The following is an 18,812-nucleotide window of genomic DNA, read 5'->3' as shown; positions in this document are numbered from 1 at the left end:
CAGCGCGAACGTCACCGCGTCCAGACAGGCCACCGCGGGCCCGCCGAACGCGGCGTACAGGCCCGCGCCCGTCAGCGGCGCGACCAGCTTCATGCCCTCCACCGCCGTCATCCGCAGCCCGTTGAAGTCACCGAGGAGATCCCGGGCCACGACGGCGGCGACAAGCGCCGACTCGGCGGGGTCCTGGACGACGACGATGGTGCCGTAGACGAGCAGGACGGTGAACAGGAGCCACAGGTCGGCGCGGGAGTCGACGCCGAAGAGGGTGAGGAGGAGCGTGGCCAGGCCGAGGTTCGTCCGGATCAGCAGGGGCTTGCGGCGGACGCGGTCGGCGATCGTGCCGAGGGCCGGGCCGCACAGGGTAGGCGCCCAGACCGCGAACACGCACAGCGCGGCCAGCCCGTTCGAGCCGCTGAGGTCCTTCACCCACACACCGGCCGCCAGCCCCAGCGCGGACGTGCCGAAGGCGGACACCACCAGACCCGTGAAATACAGCCCCGCGTTGCGGTCCCGCAGGATGCGGGTCACCGCCCAGTTCGTCGTCATGCCTGGTCATCGTGGGTCTAAGGCCGGGGGTGAGACATCGGGCAGGTGCCCTAGAAACGCGCCGCGCGGCGCGGGCGGGAACCCGTCGCAACCTGTCGGGCGATGAGTTCCCGGGCCACCGCCGGTCTACCCCAAGAGTGAGGACCGATCCCCGGAAGGGAAGCGCATGACCGACAGCATCTTCGACCTCGGCCCGCAGACCCGTGTCGTCGCCCGGCTCGTGGAGGGCGTCACCGACGAGCAGCTCAGGGACGTGACCCCGTGCCCCGGCACCGCCGTACGCAACATGCTGGGACATCTGCTCGGCCTGTCCGTCGCCTTCCGCGACGCCGCGCGCAAGGACCTGGGCGTCATGACGGACACCGCACCGGACACCGCCGCCTCCGACATCGGCCCCGGCTGGCGCGAGGACTTCCCCAAGGTCCTCGACGGACTCGCCGACGCCTGGCGCGACCCGGCCGCCTGGACCGGCATGACCCGCGCGGGCGGCATCGACCTCCCCGGCGAGATCGCCGCCGCCGTCGTGGCCGACGAACTGGTCGTCCACGGCTGGGACCTGGCCCGCGCCACCGGCCAGCCCTACGACCCCGACCCGACCGCGCTCCAGGCCTCGTACACCTTCCTGCTGGCGGTGGCGGAGGACCCGACCGGCGGCGGGGGCATCTTCGGACGAGTGGTGCCGGTACCGGCGGACGCCCCACTCCTGGACCGGGCGGTGGGCCTCAGCGGACGGGACCCGGGCTGGAAGCCGTAGACCCGGCGCCCTCAGGTGTGGACCGGGAACGACGACTGGAACGCCAACCGCTCGTCCGCCCCGTCCCCGATGCGGGTGAGGATCTCGTCGAGCGCCATGAACTCCTCCCACGCCGCCCGGCCCGTCGCCGCGGTCAGCCGGGCCACGACGAGATCCTCCAGCTCGGGGACGCGTTTGTTCTTCCACACCTTGTCGGCGAGGCTCACCAGCAGGTCCTCAAGACCGACCTGCGGCTGCGCCCACGAGGCGTGCGTCGCGGCGAAGCGGGCCAGCTCCGGGTCGACACCGTGGCCCAGCAGGAGAGTCCGTCCCGCCTCCTCGTGCGCGGCCCCGGGCCCGGAGAGCTCGGAGACGTGCACCGTCTTGCCCACGTCGTGCGTCGCCGCCCCGAAGAGCACCGCCTCGCGGTCGAGGGACAGGGCCGGGCAGTGCCGCTCCGCCCAGTCGACCAGCCGATGTGCGACATCGTGGACGGCCCGCAGATGGGCCGCCAGCCGCGGCGGGCTCCCCAGCTCCGACAGCAGCACGACCACACGGTCCGGCAGCGGCAGCAGCGGCGGGTCGACGGCACCGGTCATCGCCCTCGACAGGAGAGTGTTGGCCATCATCGCGTCAGGGTACTGACCGCGTACCCAGGAGCCGACCGTTCCGAGACCGAGCACCACGGAACGCCCTGAAATGTGAGTGCCGCACGCCCCGGAACCGTACTCTTCCCCACCATGCCTCTCAGTCTGACCGTCCTCGGCACCGCCTCCCCGCATCCACGCCCCGGCCGCCCCTGCTCCGGGTACCTGCTGCGCGGCGGCGGCGCCGAGGTGTGGGTGGACGCGGGCACCGGAACGTTCGCGGAGTTGCAGCGGCACACGGACCCGGCGCGGCTCACCGCGATCTGGATCTCGCACCTGCACGCCGACCACAGCGCCGATCTCCTCGCCGCCGCCTACGCGTTCGCCTTCGGCGGGATGACCCCGGCCGCCCCGATCCCGGTCTACGCCCCGCAGGACTGCGCCCGCCGCCTCGCCGGCTTCTTCGGGCAGCCGGACGTCCGGTTCCTGAGCGGCGTCTTCGACTTCCGTCCGCTCTACGACGGCCACGCCGTCCGGCACTGGAACCTCCGCCTCACCGCGCGCGCCGTCGTCCACGACACCGAGGCGTACGGGCTGCGCGCCGAGTGCCAGGGGAGTGTCCTCGGCTACTCCGGGGACAGCGGACCCTGCGAGGCACTGGCCGAACTCGCGGGCGGCGCCGACGTGTTCCTGTGCGAGGCCGACGTCGACCGGCATCGCGAAGGCGAACGCCAGGTCCACCTCACGCCCGAGGACGCCGGCGCCTGCGCCAAGGGCGCGCGCGAACTCCTCATCACCCACGTGGGACCCACCCTCACCAGGGAAGCGGCCCTGGAACGCGCCGCCGCGATCTTCCCCGGCCGGACCTCCGCCGCGCTGGAAGGCGTCACCAAGACCATGTGAAGCGCTTTCTCGTTCCTTTGTCAGAAGCATTGACGAAACACAGGGCCGCTCCTACCTTCAACGCGTCGTACTTCGTACGTCATATATGAGACGCGATATGTGAGATCCGAGAGGCGCGCATGACCTCTGTGCCCACGCCGATCCCCTCCCGCACGCAGTACGTGCAGGAGGAGATCAAACGCCGCATCCTCACCGGGCAGTTGACGCCGGGTCAGCCACTGGTCGAGACCGAACTCGCCGCACAGTTCGGGGTGTCCAAGACCCCGGTGCGCGAGGCGCTCAAGACCCTGGCAGGCACCGGGCTCGTCGTGATGAACCAGTACAAGGGCGTCACGGTGCGCATGGTGGACGCGGACATGGCGCGCGAGGTGTACGACGTCCGGCTGCTCCTCGAACCCGAGGCGCTCCGGCGGGCCGTACGACTGGGCGCCTCCCTGGACGCCGCTCGTGAAGCCCTGACCCGCGCCGACGAGGCCACCGACACCGCCGAACGCTCCCTCGCCAACCGGGAGTTCCACCGCGCCCTGTACCTGCCGTGCGGCAACCCGCTGCTCGGCCGGATGCTCGACGAGGTCCGCGACCAGGCCGCCCTCGTCTCCGCCGTCGCCTGGGCCGCCTCGCCCTCCTGGGAACGGGAGGCCGGCGAACACCGCGAGATCCTGCGGCTCGCCCTCGACGGCGACGCGGACGCCGCGGCGACCGCGCTGCACGCCCACATCGCGTCGTTCGTGCAACGGGCCTTCCCCGGCACCGAGTTGGGACAGGGACCCGGCACCGAGTCGGGAACCCAGGGAGAGGACGGTCAGGCATGACAGCGGCGTTCGAGGCCCAACGGGCCGCCCTGGCGGACGTGGTGGCGATCCCGGTGACACCGTTCGCCGAGGACGGCAGCGTCGACCAAGACACCCACCGGGCCCTGCTGCGCCGCCTGCTCGACGGCGGGATCGGCATCCTCACGCCGAACGGCAACACCGGCGAGTTCTACGCCCTGACCCCTCAAGAACGCCAACTGGTAACGGAGTTGACCGTCGACGAGGCGGGCGAACGCGCCGCTGTCCTCGTCGGTGTCGGCCACGACGTGCCCACCGCCATCGCCTCCGCCCGGCACGCCCACGACCACGGCGCCCAGATGGTGATGGTCCATCAGCCCGTCCACCCCTACGTCTCGCAGGGCGGCTGGGTCGACTACCACCGCGCCATCGCCGAGGCCGTGCCCGACCTGGGCGTCGTCCCGTACATCCGCAACGCCCAACTCCTCGGCGCCCGCCTCGCCGAACTCGCCGACGACTGCCCGAACGTGATCGGCGTGAAATACGCCGTCCCGGACGCGGCCCGCTTCGCCGCCTTCGCCCGGGACGCGGGGCTCGAACGCTTCGTGTGGGTGGCCGGGTTGGCCGAACCGTACGCGCCGTCCTACTTCTCGGCGGGCGCCACCGGCTTCACCTCCGGGCTCGTGAATGTCGCCCCGTCCGTTTCGCTGAACATGATCGAAGCGCTTCGATCGGGCGACTACCCCGCGGCGATGAAGGTGTGGGAACAGATCCGCCGTTTTGAGGAACTAAGGGCCGCAAACGGCTCGGCGAACAACGTCACGATCGTGAAGGAAGCGCTTGCGTCCCTCGGCCTGTGCCGCCGCGACGTACGGCCGCCCAGCAAGTCCCTGCCCGAGAGCGAGCGCGCCGAGGTCGCCGCGATAGCCGCCGGATGGTCCACATGAAGGCACCGGAAGAGCTCAGAAGCCACCAGTGGTACGGCACCGACGGGCTGCGCTCCTTCAGCCACCGGGCCCGCACCCGTCAGCTCGGCTACCTCCCCGAGGAACACCTCGGCAAGCCCGTCATCGCGATCCTCAACACCTGGTCGGACATCAATCCCTGTCATGTGCACCTCCGTGACCGCGCCCAGGCGGTCAAGCGGGGCGTGTGGCAGGCGGGCGGCTTCCCGCTGGAGTTCCCGGTCTCCACGCTCAGCGAGACCTTCCAGAAGCCGACCCCGATGCTCTACCGCAACCTCCTCGCGATGGAGACCGAGGAACTGCTGCGGTCGTACCCCGTCGACGGTGCCGTGCTGATGGGCGGCTGCGACAAGTCGACCCCCGCGCTCCTCATGGGCGCCGCCAGCGTCGACCTGCCCACCGTCTTCGTCCCCGCCGGGCCGATGCTGCCGGGCCACTGGCGCAACGAGATCCTCGGCTCCGGCACCGACATGTGGAAGTACTGGGACGACAAACGCGCCGGTCTCATCGGCGACTGTGAGATGACCGAACTGGAGAGCGGCCTCGCGCGCTCGCCCGGGCACTGCATGACCATGGGGACGGCGTCCACGCTGACGGCCGCGGCGGAGGCGCTGGGTGTGACCGTGCCGGGCGCGTCGAGCATTCCGGCCGTGGACTCGGGACACGACCGGATGGCCGCGCAGTCCGGCATGAGGATCGTGGAGCAAGTCCACAAGGGGCGTGTCCTCTCGTCGATCCTCACTCCGGAAGCCTTCGAGGACGCCGTCACCACCGTCCTCGGCCTCGGCGGCTCCACCAACGCCGTGATCCACCTGATCGCCATGGCCGGCCGCGCGGGCGTCCGCCTCACGCTCGACGACTTCGACCGCATCGCCCGCACGGTCCCGGTCCTCGCGAACGTACGGCCCGGCGGACGCACGTACCTCATGGAGGACTTCCACTTCGCGGGCGGCCTGCCCGGCTTCCTCTCCCGGATCACGGACCTGCTCCACCTCGACCGGCCGACGGTCTCGTACGACACCCTGCGCGAACAGCTCGCCGGCGCGCAGGTGCACAACGACGACGTCATACGACCGCGCGACAACCCGGTCGCGCACGAGGGCGGGGTCGCCGTCCTGCGCGGCAACCTCTGCCCGGACGGCGCCGTCATCAAGCACATCGCCGCCGAACCGCACCTGCTCAAACACACCGGCCCCGCGGTCGTCTTCGACGACTACCGGACCATGCAACGCACCATCAACGACCCGGAGTTGGGCATCACCGCCGACAGCGTGCTGGTGCTGCGCAACGCGGGCCCCAAGGGCGGCCCCGGCATGCCCGAGTACGGCATGCTCCCGCTCCCCGACCACCTCCTCAAGCAGGGCGTCCGGGACATGGTCCGCATCTCCGACGCCCGGATGAGCGGCACGAGTTACGGCGCGTGCGTACTGCACATCGCACCCGAGTCGTACATCGGTGGACCACTGGCGCTCGTGCGGACCGGGGACACCATCACTCTGGACGTCGAGGCACGCACTCTCCAACTCAACGTGGACGACGAGGAGTTGGCGCGACGCAGGGCGGAGTGGGCACCGCCGCCCGCACGGTACGAGCGCGGCTACGGCGCGCTCTACAACGAACAGATCACCCAGGCGGACACCGGCTGCGACTTCGAGTTCCTGGCCCGGCCGGGCAAGGTGCCGGACCCGTACGCCGGTTGAGCACCCCCTCGCTTCGCATGCCCGTCGAGCAAGCGCTTCCTGCACCTGAACGCACCTGCACCTGAACGACACCCGCACCCGCTGCACCCGCCCCACTGGAACGGAGAACAGTCATGGCCCAAGCCGCAGCCGTGGCGAAACCGCCCGCGCCACCCCGGCGGCGCCGTGCCTCCGCGACCCCGCGCAGGCTCCCGTATCTGCTGATCGCCCCGGCCGCGCTGCTCATGCTGGGCTTCATCGCCTACCCGGTGATCAGCGTCTTCTACTACAGCCTGCAGAACTACAACCCCACCAAGCCGTGGCGCAACGGCTTCGCGGGCCTCGACAACTTCACCCACGCCTTCACCAACGACCCGCAGTTCTGGGACACGTTGACCTTCAGCTTCAAGTGGGTCGTCGTAGAGGTGGGCCTCCAACTGCTCTTCGGTCTCGCCCTCGCGCTGATCGTCAACCAGACCTTCGTGGGCCGGTCCATCGGCCGCGCGCTGGTGTTCTCCCCGTGGGCCGTGTCGGGCGTACTGACCTCCGCGATCTGGGTACTGCTCTACAACTCCCAGACAGGCGTGACCCGTTATCTCGCGGACATGGGAATCGGCCAGTACGGCACGAGTTGGCTGTCCGACCCCTCAACCGTCTTCTCCGCAGCCGTAGTTGCGGATCTCTGGCGAGGCGTCCCCTTCTTCGCGATCCTCATCCTCGCCGACCTCCAGTCCGTGTCGAAGGACCTGTACGAGGCCGCCGAGGTCGACGGCGCCAGCCGCTTCAAGCAGTTCCTGCACATCACGCTGCCGCACCTCAAGGACGCGATCGTCCTCTCCACGCTGCTGCGGGCGGTCTGGGAGTTCAACAACGTCGACCTCCTCTACACCCTGACCGGCGGCGGCCCGGCCGGCGAGACCACCACGCTCCCGCTCTACGTCGCCAACACCAGCGTCGAGGCCCACAACTTCGGCTACGCCTCGGCCCTCACCACGGTCGCCTTCGTCATCCTTCTCTTCTTCTCGATCATCTACCTGCGTCTGAGCAAGTTCGGAGGCGGCGACAAGTGATCACCGAGATCGCCCCGGCCCGCGAGCGGGAGTCCGCCGCACCGCAGCAGCCGCGCAAGGTCCGCCGCGCCTGGGACGAGGTCCCGCGCTGGCAGATCTACCTCCCCCTGGGCATCTACCTCGTCTTCACCCTGATCCCCTTCTACTGGATCCTGCTCTTCGCGTTCCGCCCGTCCGGCTCGACCTCCCTCGTGCCCTGGCCGATGACCCTCGACCACTTCCAGAAGGTGTGGACCGAACGCAGCTTCGGCGTCTACTTCCAGAACAGCGTCTACGTCGGCGTGGCCACCCTGGTCCTCACCACGGTCGTCGCCCTGGCCGGCGGCTACGCGCTCGCCCGCTTCGAGTTCAGGATCAAGCGCACCTTCATGCTCGCCCTGCTCTGCTCCCAATTCGTGCCGGGCGCCCTGCTGTTGGTCCCGCTGTTCCAGATCTTCGCCAAGCTCCAGATGATCAACTCGCTCGGCAGTGTCATCCTCGCGGAGACCGTCTTCCAGCTCCCGCTGTCGATGATCCTGATCAGCGGCTTCATCAGGAACGTCCCGCAGTCCCTGGAAGAGGCCGCCTGGGTCGACGGCTGCAACCGCTTCACCGCGTTCCGCATCGTCGTCCTCCCGCTGCTGCGGCCCGGGCTGATCGCCGTCGGCTCCTTCGCCTTCGTGCACGCCTGGAACCACTTCCTGTTCGCCCTGATGTTCCTGTCCGACCAGAGCAAGCAGACCATCCCGGTCGGCCTCAACACCCTGATGAGCGCGGACAGCGTCGACCTCGGCGCACTCGCCGCAGGCGGCATCGTCGCGGCCGTACCGGTGGTGATCGTGTTCGCCTTCATCCAGAAGTGGCTGATCACCGGCTTCAGCGCGGGGGCGGTGAAGGGATGAGGCAACCGCTTACCCTGCTGGCGAAGATCGTCGAAGCAGGGAGAATCCCATGACATCCAAGACCGGTCCCACGACCGTCACCGCATCCGCGGCCACGACAGTCACCGCGCCCGTCTCCATGCCCGTCCCGGTCGTCCTCGCGGGCGCCCGGGGCCACGGCCGCTGGCACGTCGAGAACATCCGCCGGCTCCAGGACAAGGGCCTTGTACGCCTTGTCGGAATCTGCGAGCTGACCCCGCTGACCGAGGAGGAGTTCGGCGGCGAACTCCCGGCCCAGTCACCGGACTTCGGCGAACTCCTCGACTCCACCGGCGCCCAGGTCGCGGTGATCTGCACCCCGATCCCGACCCACACGGACCTCGCCCTGGCCGCCGCGAAGCGGGGCGTGCACCTGCTGCTGGAGAAGCCGCCCGCGCCCTCGTACGCCGAGTTCCGCCGGATGGCCGACGGGGTCGCCGCGGCCGGGGTGGCCTGCCAGATCGGGTTCCAGTCACTCGGCTCGCACGCCGTACCCGCGATCCGGCGGCTGATCGCCGAGGGCGCCATCGGCACGCTGACCGGAGTCGGCGGGGCCGGTGCCTGGGCCCGCGACGAGGCGTACTACCGGCGCGCCCCCTGGGCGGGCAAGCGGCGCCTGAACGGCGTCGACGTGATCGACGGCGTGCTGACGAACCCCCTCGCGCACGCCGTGGCCACCGCCCTCGCCCTCAACGACACGACCCGCGCCGAGGACGTCGTCCGCATCGAGACCGAACTCGTGCGCGCCAACGACATCGAGTCCGACGACACCTCCTGCGTCCGCGTCACCACCGTCCAGGGCCGCCCGGTCACCGTGGCCGTGACCCTGTGCGCCGAACACCCCGGCGATCCCTATGTGTTGGTGCACGGCAGCGAGGGCCGGATCACCTACTGGTACAAGCAGGACCGCGCCCTGCTCCAGCGCGCGGGCCACGGCCCGGAGGAGTTCGAGTACGGCAGCACGGACCTGTTGGAGAACCTGGTCGCCCATCTCGTCGACGGTGACGCGCTGTTGGCCGAACCGGACTCGACGGGCGCCTTTATGAAGGTCGTCGAAGCGATCCGCCGGGCCCCCGACCCGGCTCAACTGCCCACCGATGCCTGGAACTTGCTGGCCGCCGAGAACCGCCGGGTCGTCCCCGGCATCGACGCACTGGTCACGGCGGCGGCCGACACCCTCGCCCTCTACTCCGAGCTGGGCGCCCCCTGGGCCCCACCGAAAGAGGTGAGCCCTTGATGATCACCCACGACACGCCGGTGCTGCGCGTCGCGGGCCGCCCGGTCGCCCGGTACGTCACCCGGCCCGAGCTGCCCGCCAGGCTCTCCCCGCGCCCCTATCTGCACCCCGTCACGACCCTGGCCGGCACGGCGGTCACCGAACTGAGCCCCGTCGACCACACCCACCACCTCGGCGTCGGTGTCGCCGTTCCCGACGTCGAGGGGCACAACTTCTGGGGCGGCCGGACATACGTCCGCGACCAGGGCCCCACGGAACTGGACAACCACGGGGCCCAACGCCACTCCGCCTTCCAGCTCCGCGACCCCGACGGCTTCGTCGAGGAACTGCGCTGGGTGGCCTCCGGCGCCGAGCTGCTGCGCGAGCGCCGTACGGTCGCCGCCACCGAACTCACCGACACCGCCTGGGCGTTGGACTTCACCTTCTCGCTCACCAACATGACGTCCGACCCCCTGTCGATCGGCAGCCCCGCCACCAACGGCCGCCCCGGAGCCGCGTACGGCGGCTTCTTCTGGCGGGCCCGCAAAGAGGCCGAGACCCCGCACGTCTTCACCGCCGACCGAGAGGGCGAACCGGCCGTCCACGGGACCCGCGCCGACTGGCTCGCCCTCGCCGGCACCGGTTGGACGCTGGTCCTCGCCGGCGCCACGGACCGCTCCCGCCAGGACCCGTGGTTCGTCCGCACCGCCGAATACCCGGGCGTGGGTTCGTCGTTGGCGTCGGAGGAGCGGCTGCCGATCCCGCCCGGCGACACGGTCGTACGACGCATCGTCACCGTAGTCGCCGACGGCCGCCTGGACCGGGCCGAGGCAGCGGTGCTGGTGCGGAAGGCGGTCGGCCAGTGACACCCGAGACGTACACCAACCCCGTCCTGAACGCCGACTGGTCCGACCCGGACGTCATCCGCGTCGGCGACGACTTCTACCTCACCGCGTCCAGCTTCGGCCGCGTACCGGGCCTGCCGCTGCTGCACTCCCGCGACCTGGTGAACTGGACTCTGGTCGGCCACGCTCTCCAACGCCTCGAACCCGTACGGGAGTTCAGAACCCCGCGCCACGACTGCGGCGTGTGGGCCCCCGCGTTGAGACACCACGACGAGCGCTTCTGGATCTTCTGGGGCGACCCCGACCAGGGCATCTTCCAGGTCAACGCCCCCGAGATACGCGGCCCTTGGACCCGCCCCCACCTCCTCAAGGAGGGCAAGGGCCTGATCGACCCGTGCCCCCTGTGGGACGGCGACCACGACGAGGCCTATCTCGTCCACGCCTGGGCCAAGTCCCGCGCGGGCATCAAGAACCGCCTCACCGGCCACCGTATGCACCCCGACGGCACGACCCTGCTCGACGACGGCAAGGTGATCGTCGACGGGGACCACATCCCCGGCTGGTTCACCCTGGAGGGACCCAAGGTTCACCAACACGACGGCTGGTACTGGATCTTCGCGCCCGCCGGGGGAGTCGAGACCGGCTGGCAGGGTGCCTTCCGCTCGCGCGGCTTCTTCGGCCCGTACGAGGAGAAGGTCGTCCTGGAGCAGCGGAGCACCGACGTCAACGGCCCGCACCAGGGCGCGTGGGTGCGCACCCCGTCCGGCGAGGACTGGTTCCTGCACTTCCAACAGCGCGGCGCCCACGGCCGAGTTGTCCACCTCCAGCCGATGCGCTGGGGTGACGACGGCTGGCCGGTGATCGGCGACGCGGGTGCCCCCGTGGCCGTACACCCGAAACCCGACCTGCCGCCGCAGCCGCCCGCGGCGCCCGCCACCGACGACGACTTCCCCGGCGGACGGTACGGCCGCCAGTGGCAGTGGACGGCGAACCCGCAGGACGGCTGGGCCACCCACCACTCGGGCGACGGCCTACGACTGACCTGCGCACGCACGGCCGACGCGCACGACCTGCGCAGACTCCCGAACCTCCTCACCCAGCGACTCCCCGGCACACCGGCCGCCGTCGAGGCCGAACTACGGCTGCACAGCGAGGAGTTGGGGGCGCGGGCCGGACTGGCCGTGCTCGGGGACGCGTACAGCTGGATCGGACTCCAGCGGGGCGCGGACGGGGAGGTCCGGTTCGTGCACCGGTTCGCCGAACCCGTCGCCGAGCGTGAGCGGGACGCGGGGGAGCCCTGCCCCGCACCTGAGGGGCGGGTCCGGCTGCGGATCGAGATCGGCGCCGGGGCGCGGTGCCGCTTCTTCTACGACGTCGGGGACGGGCCGCGTCCGACCGGCCAGGTCTTCGCCGCCACCCCCTGGCGCTGGGTCGGCGCCCTGCTCGGGCTCTTCGCGCTCGCGCCCGTCGGCACGGGACATGCCGGCGCGGCCGTGTTCACCCGGTTCCGGATCAGTTCTCTCCACTAACTCGCCCTGCCCGTACGCCTGTTGGGAGTCGCAATGACGCACCTCCGTAGCAAGCGCTTGCCAGCCCCTGTCCGTGACGTCATCACCCCGTTGGATCCATCAGAAGAGAGCCGACCTATGAAGACCAGCATCCGCAGAAGCCGGCGGGCCGCGATGGCCGTCGCCCTGGGCTCCGTGCTCGCGCTGACCGCCACCGCCTGCGGCGACGACGGCAGTGGCGGCGCGAAGGACAAGGGCGACGAGGGCTCCGGCAAGGGCACGATCACCTTCTGGGACAACAACGGCGGTGTCCGTACCGACATCTGGAAGCAGATCATCGCGGACTTCGAGAAGAAGAACCCCGACATCAAGGTCAAGTACGTCGGGATACCGGCCGCCAGCGCCCAGTCCAAGTACGACACCGCCATCCAGGGCGGCGGTCTGCCCGACGTCGGCGGTGTCGGGACCGCGGTGCTCGCCGAGGTCGCGGTGCAGGGGGCGCTGGAGCCGTTGGACAGCCGGCTCAAGTCCAGTGCGCTGAACGGCAAGTTGAGCGAGAACCTGCTGGACGTCAGCAAGTCCGCCGGTGGCGGGGACACGCTGTACCAGATCCCGACCTCTGCCAACAACGGCACGCTGTGGTACCGCACCGATCTGTTCAAGGCGGCCGGTCTGGACGCGCCGACCACCTGGTCGAAGTTCTACGCCGCCGCCGACAAGCTCACCGACAAGGCCAAGAACAAGTTCGGCTTCACCATCCGGGGTGGCGAGGGGTCAATTGCGCCCGCGTTGGACGCGGTGTACGGGCAGACCGGGATCACGTCTTTCTGGAACGGTGACAAGACGACGGTCAACGACCCCAAGAACGTTGCCGCGTTGGCGAAGTACGTGGCCCTGTTCAAGAAGGACACGCCTTCCGCCGACCTCAACAACGACTTCACCAAGATGGTCGCGCAGTGGGACAGCGGCACGATCGGGATGCTGAGTCACAACCTCGGGTCGTACCAGGATCATCTGAAGGCGCTGGGCGCGGACAAGTTCAAGGGCATTCCCAATCCGACGCTGGACGACGGTACGCGGGTGCAGATCTCCAATCCCGTTGACGGGCTGAGTCTGTTCAAGTCCAGCAAGAACAAGGAAGCGGCCTGGAAGTTCATCGAGTTCGCGGTCTCCGCGGCGGAGAACTCCAAGTTCAACGAGTCGGCGGGGCAGGTGCCGGCGAACACGGAGGCGGCGGGTGCCGCGTGGATCCAGAAGTCCGAGCCCACGCGACTGGCGGCGGAGGCGCTCAACGGGGCCGACACGAAGATTGTGCAGCTGCCTTATTACCTGCCGGACTGGAACACCATCTCCAAGGCGGACAACGAGCCGAACTTCCAGAAGCTGTTGCTCGGGAAGATGACGGCGAAGGAGTTCCTGGACGCGTTGGCCGACCAGTTGAATGCGGCGCAGGCGGATTGGAAGAAGAACCACTGAGCTCGGGTGGTTTCGGTTCGTGGGGGACTGCGGGTCCGTTGTGGCTGGTCGCGCAGTTCCCCGCGCCCCTAAAGACAAAAGACAAAGACGGAAGGTGAACCTTCGTGTCTCTTAACCGCAGACAGATCGCCCTTGCTGGTCTTGCCGCTTTTCCCCTACGATCCGGTCGGCAAAAGGGCCGCACTCTCTACATCGCCGGTGATTCCACCGCCGCTCAGAAATACTCCACCGAGGCACCCGAAACCGGGTGGGGAATGGCGCTCCCCTTCTTTCTGCGGAGGGAAGTGAAGGTCGCCAACCATGCCGTGAACGGGCGGAGTTCGAAGAGTTTCGTCGACGAAGGGCGGCTGGAGGCGATCCTCTCCACCATCCGGCCCGGTGATCTCCTCCTCGTCCAGTTCGCGCACAACGACGAGAAGACCGCCGACCCGACCCGCTACACCGAGCCGTGGACGACGTACCAGGACTATCTGCGGCTGTACATCGAAGGGGCGCGGGCTCATGGCGCCCGGCCCGTGCTCGCCACCCCCGTCGAGCGCCGCAGGTTCGACGCCGACGGCAACGCCCTGCCGTCCCACGGGGATTACCCGGCGGCGATGCGCGCGCTCGCCCAGCAGGAGCGGGTCGCGCTGCTCGACATCGAGGCGTTGTCGCTGGCGTTGTGGCAGCGGCTCGGGGTCGAGGAGACGAAGGTCTACTTCAACTGGACCGACACCGAGCAGGACAACACGCACTTCAATCCGCCCGGTGCGATCGCCGTGGCGCGGCTCGTGGCGCGGGAGTTGGCGCGCACCCGGGTGCTCGCGCCGCGTGACGTCGTCCGGCTGCGCGACGAGATTCCCACGTCCTGGATCACCTGGCCCGAGGCGACTGACGCCTCGGACCTCCTCTGAGCAAGGAGACCCGCACAGTGCGTACATTTATGTGTCATGGACGCGTCATAGGTTCGCTGGTGGGATGCACGGCACTGGCGCTCGCCCTCACCAGCACCACCGCCCAGGCCCATCCGCGCGGCCTCGCCCGCGAGACCCTCGGCGCCGGTGACGGCTGGGCCTCCTACGGCACCGGCACCAGCGGCGGTGCCGCCGCCACCCCCGACCACGTCTACACCGTCACCAACTGGGCTGACTTCAAAGCCGCGTTGGCCGCCGGCGGCACCGCGCCGAAGGTCATCAGAGTCAAGGGGACCATCGACGCCAACGCCGAGGGCTGTGCCTCCTTCGCCGCGCCCGGCTACGACTTCGCGCAGTACCTCGCCACGTACGACCCCGCTGTCTGGGGCTACGACCAGAACCTGGACAACGAGCCGGCCGACAGCCCCGAGGGTCTGCGCAGGGTGTCGGCCGCCAACCAGAACACCGCCATCAAGGCGTTCGTGCCCGCCAACACCACCATCGTCGGCATCGGCAGGAACGCCGGCTTCAAGGGCGCCAGCCTGCAGATCACCGCCGTCGACAACATCATCGTCCGCAACCTCGCCTTCGAGAGCCCGCTCGACTGCTTCCCGCAGTGGGACCCGACCGACGGCGACACCGGCAACTGGAACTCCGAGTACGACAGCGCCGTCATCTACGGCTCCACCCATGTGTGGCTGGACCACAACACGTTCACCGACGGCGACCACCCGGACAGCTCACTGCCCACCTACTACGGGCGCATCTTCGAGCAGCACGACGGCGAACTCGACATCGTCAAGGGCGCCGACTACGTCACCGCCTCCTGGAACGTCTTCGCCGACCACGACAAGACGATCCTCATCGGCAACAGCGACAGCGCCTCCACCGCCGCCATCGACCGGGGCCATCTGAAGGTGACGCTCCATCACAACCTGTTCTCCAACCTTGTCGAGCGCGCACCCCGCGTCCGCTTCGGACAGGTCGACTCCTACAACAACCACTTCGTCGCCGAGCCCGGCTACGGCTACAGCTACGGCATCGGCCTGGAGTCCCAACTCGTCGCGGAGCACAACGCGTTCACGGTCCCGACCGGCGTCTCCGAGGCGACCATCCTCAAGAAGTGGTCCGAGGCGCCGCTCACCGCCGACGACAACTACGTCAACGGCGAGCTCACCGATCTGATCGCCGTCCACAACGCCGGTGTGCCCACCGAGATCCTCCAGTCCGGCGCGGGCTGGACGCCGACCCTGCGCACGAAGATCGACCCCGCGAGGGCCGTGCCGTTCGTCGTCGACCGCAACGCCGGTGCGGGCCGCCTGCGCTGACCCCTCGTCATCTCGTCATAAGGAGCACCCGCATGCCCTTGCACGAGTACCTCCAACGCCCCTTGTCCAGACGGGGGTTCCTCGCGGCGGGCGCCATTGCCGTGGGCGCCACGCTCGGACTCGCTTCCGGCCCCGCCCAAGCTGCCACCCGTTCCCGCCCGTTCGGCCGCTACGGTTCACCGGCCGCGCGCCTCACCCCGCTCACCCTGTACGTCGACCCGCGCGGCCGGGGCGACTTCACGACCGTCCAAGCCGCCGTCACCGCCGCGACGGGCGCCGGATACACCCTGGTCATCGCGCCCGGCGTCTACCGCGAGACGGTCACCGCCGGAGTCACCGACCCGGCGACCGGCGGGCTCACCGACGCCGCGAGCGAGATGACCTGGCTCGGCGCCGGAGAGGACCCGCGTGCCGTCGTCATCGTCTACGACAACGCTAACGGCACCCGGAAACCCGACGGTTCGGGCACCTACGGCACCTCCGGCTCGGCCACCACCCTCATCCGCACCGACGGCTTCACCGCCCGCCGGATCACCTTCGCCAACGACTGGCTGCGCGCCGAGCACCCCGACATCACCGGCACACAGGCGGTCGCGATCAAGGTGCAGGGCGACCGCTCGGCGTTCTTCGACTGCCACTTCCTCGGGCACCAAGACACCCTGTACGCCGACTCGTTGGCCCTCGGTGTCTTCGCCCGGCAGTACTACGCGCGCTGCTACATCGAAGGAGACGTCGACTTCGTCTTCGGGCGGGCGACGGCCGTCTACGACCACTGCCACTTCCGCACCCTGAACCGAACCGACCTGGCGACGGCGCCGTACGGCTTCGTCTTCGCGCCCTCCACGGCGGTCGCGAACCCGCGCGGATACCTGGTGACGCACAGCCGCGTGAGCAGCCAAGCCCCGGACGGCTACTACAAGTTGGCCCGCCCCTGGGTGCCCGGCTCGGACACCACCGCCCGTCCGATGCTCACCGTGCGAGAGACGGTGCTCGGTGCGGGGATCGACGCGGTGGCGCCGTACACCAACATGTCGGAGGCCTATCCCTGGCAGAGCCAGCGGTTCGCGGAGTACCGCAACACGGGCCCCGGTGCCGAGATCGGCGCCCCGGAGAACCGGCCCCAACTCACCGCCGAGCAGGCCGAGTCGGCGACGCGAGACGTCTATCTCGGCGACTGGAAACCGGGGCGGAGATGACCCTGCGCAGACGCACACTCATGGCCGGGATCGCCGGGGGACTGGTGGCCGCCGGTGCGGCGCCCGCCGTGGCCCTCGACCGGCGCCGGGTGCTGCACGTGCGGCCCGGTGACTCCCTGCAGGCGGCGGTGGACGCGGTCGACGGCAGTGGCCGGACGATCGTCGTGCACCCGGGGACGTACCGGGAGGTCGTCAACGTGCCTGCGGCGGCAGGGGAGTTGACCTTGCGCGGTGCGACCGGTGACCCGCGTGACGTCGTCATCGTCTACGACAACGCCAACGGGACGCAGAAGCCCGACGGTTCGGGGACGTACGGGACGGCGGGCTCCGCGACCTTCACCTCGGCGGCGCCGGGGCTGACCGTCCGCGATCTCACGCTCGCCAACGACTGGCTGCGCGCCGACCATCCGGAGATCACCGGAACACAGGCGGTGGCCGCGTATGTCACCGGTGACCGCTCGCGGTTCGCGCACGTCCGACTGCTGGCCCACCAGGACACGCTGTTCGTGGACACGACGGCGCTGGACGTCTTCGGCCGGCAGTACTTCTCCCACTGCTACATCGAGGGGGACGTCGACTTCGTCTTCGGGCGGGCCACCGCCGTCTTCGCGGACTGCCACTTCCACACCCTGCAGCGGGACGTGACCTTCACGCCCAAGGGCATGGTCTTCGCCCCCTCCACCGCCCGCGCCAACCCGCACGGCATCCTCGCGGTCCGCTCCCGGATCACCTCCGGCGCCGAGGACGCCGCGTACAAGCTGGCCCGGCCGTGGGTCCCGTCGTACGAGACGACGGCCTGGCCGTCCCTCGTCGTGCGGGACACCCGGATCGGGCCCGGCATCGACCCGGTCGCGCCCTACACGAACATGCGCGACGCCTACCCCTGGCAGTCGATGCGCTTCCACGAGTACCGCAACACGGGACCGGGCGCCGTGATCACCGTCCCGGAGAACCGGCCCCAACTCACGGCCGCCGAGGCCGGGTTGCACACCCCCGCGACCTATCTCGGCGACTGGCGTCCCTGAAGTCCCCATCCACGACAGCCTCATCCGCGACAGAACGACGAAAGGACCGCACTCCTATGTCTCGTCGTACCGCTCTCACCCTGGCCACGGCCCTGGCGTTCGGCGCCGGCCTCGCCGTGCTCCCCACCCAGGCCCAGGCCGCCACGGTAGTCGTCGACACGACCGCCGAGCTGACCAGCGCGATCTCAAGTGCCACCGCCGGCACGGTCATTCAGGTGCGCGGCGGCACCTACTACCCGACGGCCACCCTGCAGTCCACGACCAACGGCACGTCGTCCTCGCCCGTCACGCTCACCGCGTACGGCTCGGAGACGGTCAAGATCGACGGTTCGTCGCTGCCGTCCGGCTCGTGGATCTTCAAGCTGACCGCCGACTACTGGAACGTCTCCAACCTGACCTTCCAGAACTCCCCGGACAGCGCGGTCGTCTGCCAGTCCTGCACCGGCACCAACTGGAACAACGTCAAGACCATCAACGGCGGTGACTCCGGCTTCACGCTCACCGGTGACGGCACCGTCAACAACACGGTCAAGAACATTGACTCGTACGGCAATTACGACGCCGCGACGCACGGCGAGAACGCGGACGGGATCGCCATCAAGTTCGGCTCCGGCAGCGGCAACCTCGTCACCGGCGCGCGGCTGTACAACAACTCGGACGACGGGATCGACTTCTGGTCCTTCTCCACCCCGGTCACCGTCGAGCACACCTGGTCCTTCGGCAACGGCGTCAACCGGTGGTCGGACTCGGCGTTCGCGGGCGACGGCAACGGCTTCAAGCTGGGCGGTGACGGCGAGGTCGTCGCGCACGTCATCAACAACTCGGCGGCCTGGGGCAACGCGGGCAACGGCTTCACCGAGAACTCCAACACCGGTGCCCTCGTCCTCAACCGCACCACCGCGTACGCCAACAGCAAGTGGGGCTACTACTTCGCCACCAGCTCCGCCAAGCTCGGCAAGAACCTCGCGGTCAGCAACGGCGGCGGCTCGGTCACCAAGGGTTCCGCGGTCACCTCGTCCGGCAACAACTGGGACTCCGGCATCTCCACCCCGTCCTTCATCTCGACGGACGCGTCGACGACGTACAACGCCCGGTCGTCGAGCGGCACACTGCCGGCGACGACGTTCCTGACGACAGGGAGCACGACGATCGGGGCGACGATGAACTGACCTG

At 69.5% G+C, this 18,812-nt stretch carries 18 protein-coding genes; 16 read left to right on the top strand and 2 right to left on the bottom strand.

All coding sequences use genetic code 11. The features are described 5' to 3' along the window. Window positions 1-546, bottom strand: a 546-nt coding sequence (locus R6V09_RS01535; protein WP_327094564.1) for an MFS transporter, incomplete at its 3' end; no start/stop codon positions are given. 166 nt (window positions 547-712) lie between these two features. Between R6V09_RS01535 and R6V09_RS01530 the strand changes: the two genes are divergently transcribed. Continuing rightward, complete coding sequence (locus tag R6V09_RS01530) at window positions 713-1,300, top strand: TIGR03086 family metal-binding protein (RefSeq protein WP_317879480.1); 588 nt, start codon at window positions 713-715, stop codon at window positions 1,298-1,300. Window positions 1,301-1,311: 11 nt separating this feature from the next. On the opposite strand, the gene R6V09_RS01525 is transcribed toward R6V09_RS01530, so the two are convergent. Next, window positions 1,312-1,905, bottom strand: coding sequence for an HD domain-containing protein (locus R6V09_RS01525; RefSeq protein WP_317879484.1), 594 nt, complete (start codon window positions 1,903-1,905; stop codon window positions 1,312-1,314). Between the two features lie 114 nt (window positions 1,906-2,019). Between R6V09_RS01525 and R6V09_RS01520 the strand changes: the two genes are divergently transcribed. From R6V09_RS01520 to R6V09_RS01450, 15 genes are all read left to right on the top strand, one after another. After that, complete coding sequence (locus tag R6V09_RS01520) at window positions 2,020-2,769, top strand: MBL fold metallo-hydrolase (RefSeq protein ID WP_317879479.1); 750 nt, start codon at window positions 2,020-2,022, stop codon at window positions 2,767-2,769. Between the two features lie 119 nt (window positions 2,770-2,888). After that, window positions 2,889-3,581 (top strand): GntR family transcriptional regulator, encoded by a 693-nt coding sequence (locus tag R6V09_RS01515; RefSeq protein ID WP_317879478.1) that lies wholly within the window; start codon window positions 2,889-2,891, stop codon window positions 3,579-3,581. Next, window positions 3,578-4,486, top strand: coding sequence for a dihydrodipicolinate synthase family protein (locus R6V09_RS01510; protein ID WP_317879477.1), 909 nt, complete (start codon window positions 3,578-3,580; stop codon window positions 4,484-4,486). Before R6V09_RS01515 ends, R6V09_RS01510 begins: the two co-directional genes overlap by 4 nt. After that, window positions 4,474-6,204 (top strand): L-arabinonate dehydratase, encoded by a 1,731-nt coding sequence (gene araD / locus R6V09_RS01505; protein WP_317879476.1) that lies wholly within the window; start codon window positions 4,474-4,476, stop codon window positions 6,202-6,204. The genes R6V09_RS01510 and araD overlap by 13 nt, the downstream gene beginning before the upstream one ends. A 113-nt stretch (window positions 6,205-6,317) precedes the next feature. Then, window positions 6,318-7,253: a carbohydrate ABC transporter permease gene (locus R6V09_RS01500; protein ID WP_317879475.1), complete on the top strand. Its 936-nt coding sequence runs from the start codon at window positions 6,318-6,320 to the stop codon at window positions 7,251-7,253. After that, window positions 7,250-8,134: a carbohydrate ABC transporter permease gene (locus tag R6V09_RS01495; RefSeq protein WP_317879474.1), complete on the top strand. Its 885-nt coding sequence runs from the start codon at window positions 7,250-7,252 to the stop codon at window positions 8,132-8,134. Before R6V09_RS01500 ends, R6V09_RS01495 begins: the two co-directional genes overlap by 4 nt. Before the next feature lie 118 nt (window positions 8,135-8,252). Next, window positions 8,253-9,389, top strand: coding sequence for a Gfo/Idh/MocA family protein (locus tag R6V09_RS01490; RefSeq protein WP_317879483.1), 1,137 nt, complete (start codon window positions 8,253-8,255; stop codon window positions 9,387-9,389). Then, window positions 9,389-10,234: a PmoA family protein gene (locus R6V09_RS01485; protein ID WP_317879473.1), complete on the top strand. Its 846-nt coding sequence runs from the start codon at window positions 9,389-9,391 to the stop codon at window positions 10,232-10,234. Before R6V09_RS01490 ends, R6V09_RS01485 begins: the two co-directional genes overlap by 1 nt. Then, window positions 10,231-11,742: a glycoside hydrolase family 43 protein gene (locus tag R6V09_RS01480; RefSeq protein ID WP_317879472.1), complete on the top strand. Its 1,512-nt coding sequence runs from the start codon at window positions 10,231-10,233 to the stop codon at window positions 11,740-11,742. Before R6V09_RS01485 ends, R6V09_RS01480 begins: the two co-directional genes overlap by 4 nt. A 117-nt stretch (window positions 11,743-11,859) precedes the next feature. After that, complete coding sequence (locus R6V09_RS01475) at window positions 11,860-13,197, top strand: ABC transporter substrate-binding protein (protein ID WP_317879471.1); 1,338 nt, start codon at window positions 11,860-11,862, stop codon at window positions 13,195-13,197. Between the two features lie 104 nt (window positions 13,198-13,301). Continuing rightward, window positions 13,302-14,090, top strand: coding sequence for a rhamnogalacturonan acetylesterase (locus R6V09_RS01470; protein WP_317879470.1), 789 nt, complete (start codon window positions 13,302-13,304; stop codon window positions 14,088-14,090). A gap of 29 nt (window positions 14,091-14,119) precedes the next feature. Beyond that, window positions 14,120-15,418 carry a pectate lyase family protein gene (locus tag R6V09_RS01465; protein WP_317879482.1) on the top strand — a complete coding sequence of 433 codons (1,299 nt, stop codon included), beginning with the start codon at window positions 14,120-14,122 and terminating at the stop codon, window positions 15,416-15,418. Window positions 15,419-15,450: 32 nt separating this feature from the next. After that, window positions 15,451-16,614, top strand: coding sequence for a pectinesterase family protein (locus tag R6V09_RS01460; protein ID WP_317879469.1), 1,164 nt, complete (start codon window positions 15,451-15,453; stop codon window positions 16,612-16,614). A gap of 2 nt (window positions 16,615-16,616) precedes the next feature. Continuing rightward, the gene (locus tag R6V09_RS01455; RefSeq protein ID WP_317879481.1) at window positions 16,617-17,639 is read left to right on the top strand and encodes a pectinesterase family protein; all 1,023 of its coding nucleotides are present in this window, start codon (window positions 16,617-16,619) and stop codon (window positions 17,637-17,639) included. A gap of 56 nt (window positions 17,640-17,695) precedes the next feature. Next, window positions 17,696-18,808 carry a right-handed parallel beta-helix repeat-containing protein gene (locus R6V09_RS01450; RefSeq protein WP_317879468.1) on the top strand — a complete coding sequence of 371 codons (1,113 nt, stop codon included), beginning with the start codon at window positions 17,696-17,698 and terminating at the stop codon, window positions 18,806-18,808. The last annotated feature ends 4 nt before the right edge of the window (window positions 18,809-18,812 follow it).

This window comes from Streptomyces sp. W16 (genome assembly GCF_033194735.1).
In the GTDB taxonomy this organism is placed as follows: Bacteria; Actinomycetota; Actinomycetes; order Streptomycetales; family Streptomycetaceae; genus Streptomyces.
Note: the sequence above shows the minus strand (reverse complement) of the source record. Positions and strands in the feature narration are given on the sequence as shown.

What these genes read in the sequence shown, in the direction of transcription:
- R6V09_RS01500 (WP_317879475.1), top strand. Translation starts at nt 6,318, where the DNA reads ATGGCCCAAGCCGCAGCCGTGGCGAAACCGCCCGCGCCACCCCGGCGG.
- araD (WP_317879476.1), top strand. Translation starts at nt 4,474, where the DNA reads ATGGTCCACATGAAGGCACCGGAAGAGCTCAGAAGCCACCAGTGGTAC.
- R6V09_RS01465 (WP_317879482.1), top strand. Translation starts at nt 14,120, where the DNA reads ATGTGTCATGGACGCGTCATAGGTTCGCTGGTGGGATGCACGGCACTG.
- R6V09_RS01485 (WP_317879473.1), top strand. Translation starts at nt 9,389, where the DNA reads ATGATCACCCACGACACGCCGGTGCTGCGCGTCGCGGGCCGCCCGGTC.
- R6V09_RS01460 (WP_317879469.1), top strand. Translation starts at nt 15,451, where the DNA reads ATGCCCTTGCACGAGTACCTCCAACGCCCCTTGTCCAGACGGGGGTTC.
- R6V09_RS01515 (WP_317879478.1), top strand. Translation starts at nt 2,889, where the DNA reads ATGACCTCTGTGCCCACGCCGATCCCCTCCCGCACGCAGTACGTGCAG.
- R6V09_RS01450 (WP_317879468.1), top strand. Translation starts at nt 17,696, where the DNA reads ATGTCTCGTCGTACCGCTCTCACCCTGGCCACGGCCCTGGCGTTCGGC.
- R6V09_RS01530 (WP_317879480.1), top strand. Translation starts at nt 713, where the DNA reads ATGACCGACAGCATCTTCGACCTCGGCCCGCAGACCCGTGTCGTCGCC.
- R6V09_RS01525 (WP_317879484.1), bottom strand. Translation starts at nt 1,905, where the DNA reads ATGGCCAACACTCTCCTGTCGAGGGCGATGACCGGTGCCGTCGACCCG.
- R6V09_RS01490 (WP_317879483.1), top strand. Translation starts at nt 8,253, where the DNA reads ATGCCCGTCCCGGTCGTCCTCGCGGGCGCCCGGGGCCACGGCCGCTGG.
- R6V09_RS01475 (WP_317879471.1), top strand. Translation starts at nt 11,860, where the DNA reads ATGAAGACCAGCATCCGCAGAAGCCGGCGGGCCGCGATGGCCGTCGCC.
- R6V09_RS01510 (WP_317879477.1), top strand. Translation starts at nt 3,578, where the DNA reads ATGACAGCGGCGTTCGAGGCCCAACGGGCCGCCCTGGCGGACGTGGTG.
- R6V09_RS01520 (WP_317879479.1), top strand. Translation starts at nt 2,020, where the DNA reads ATGCCTCTCAGTCTGACCGTCCTCGGCACCGCCTCCCCGCATCCACGC.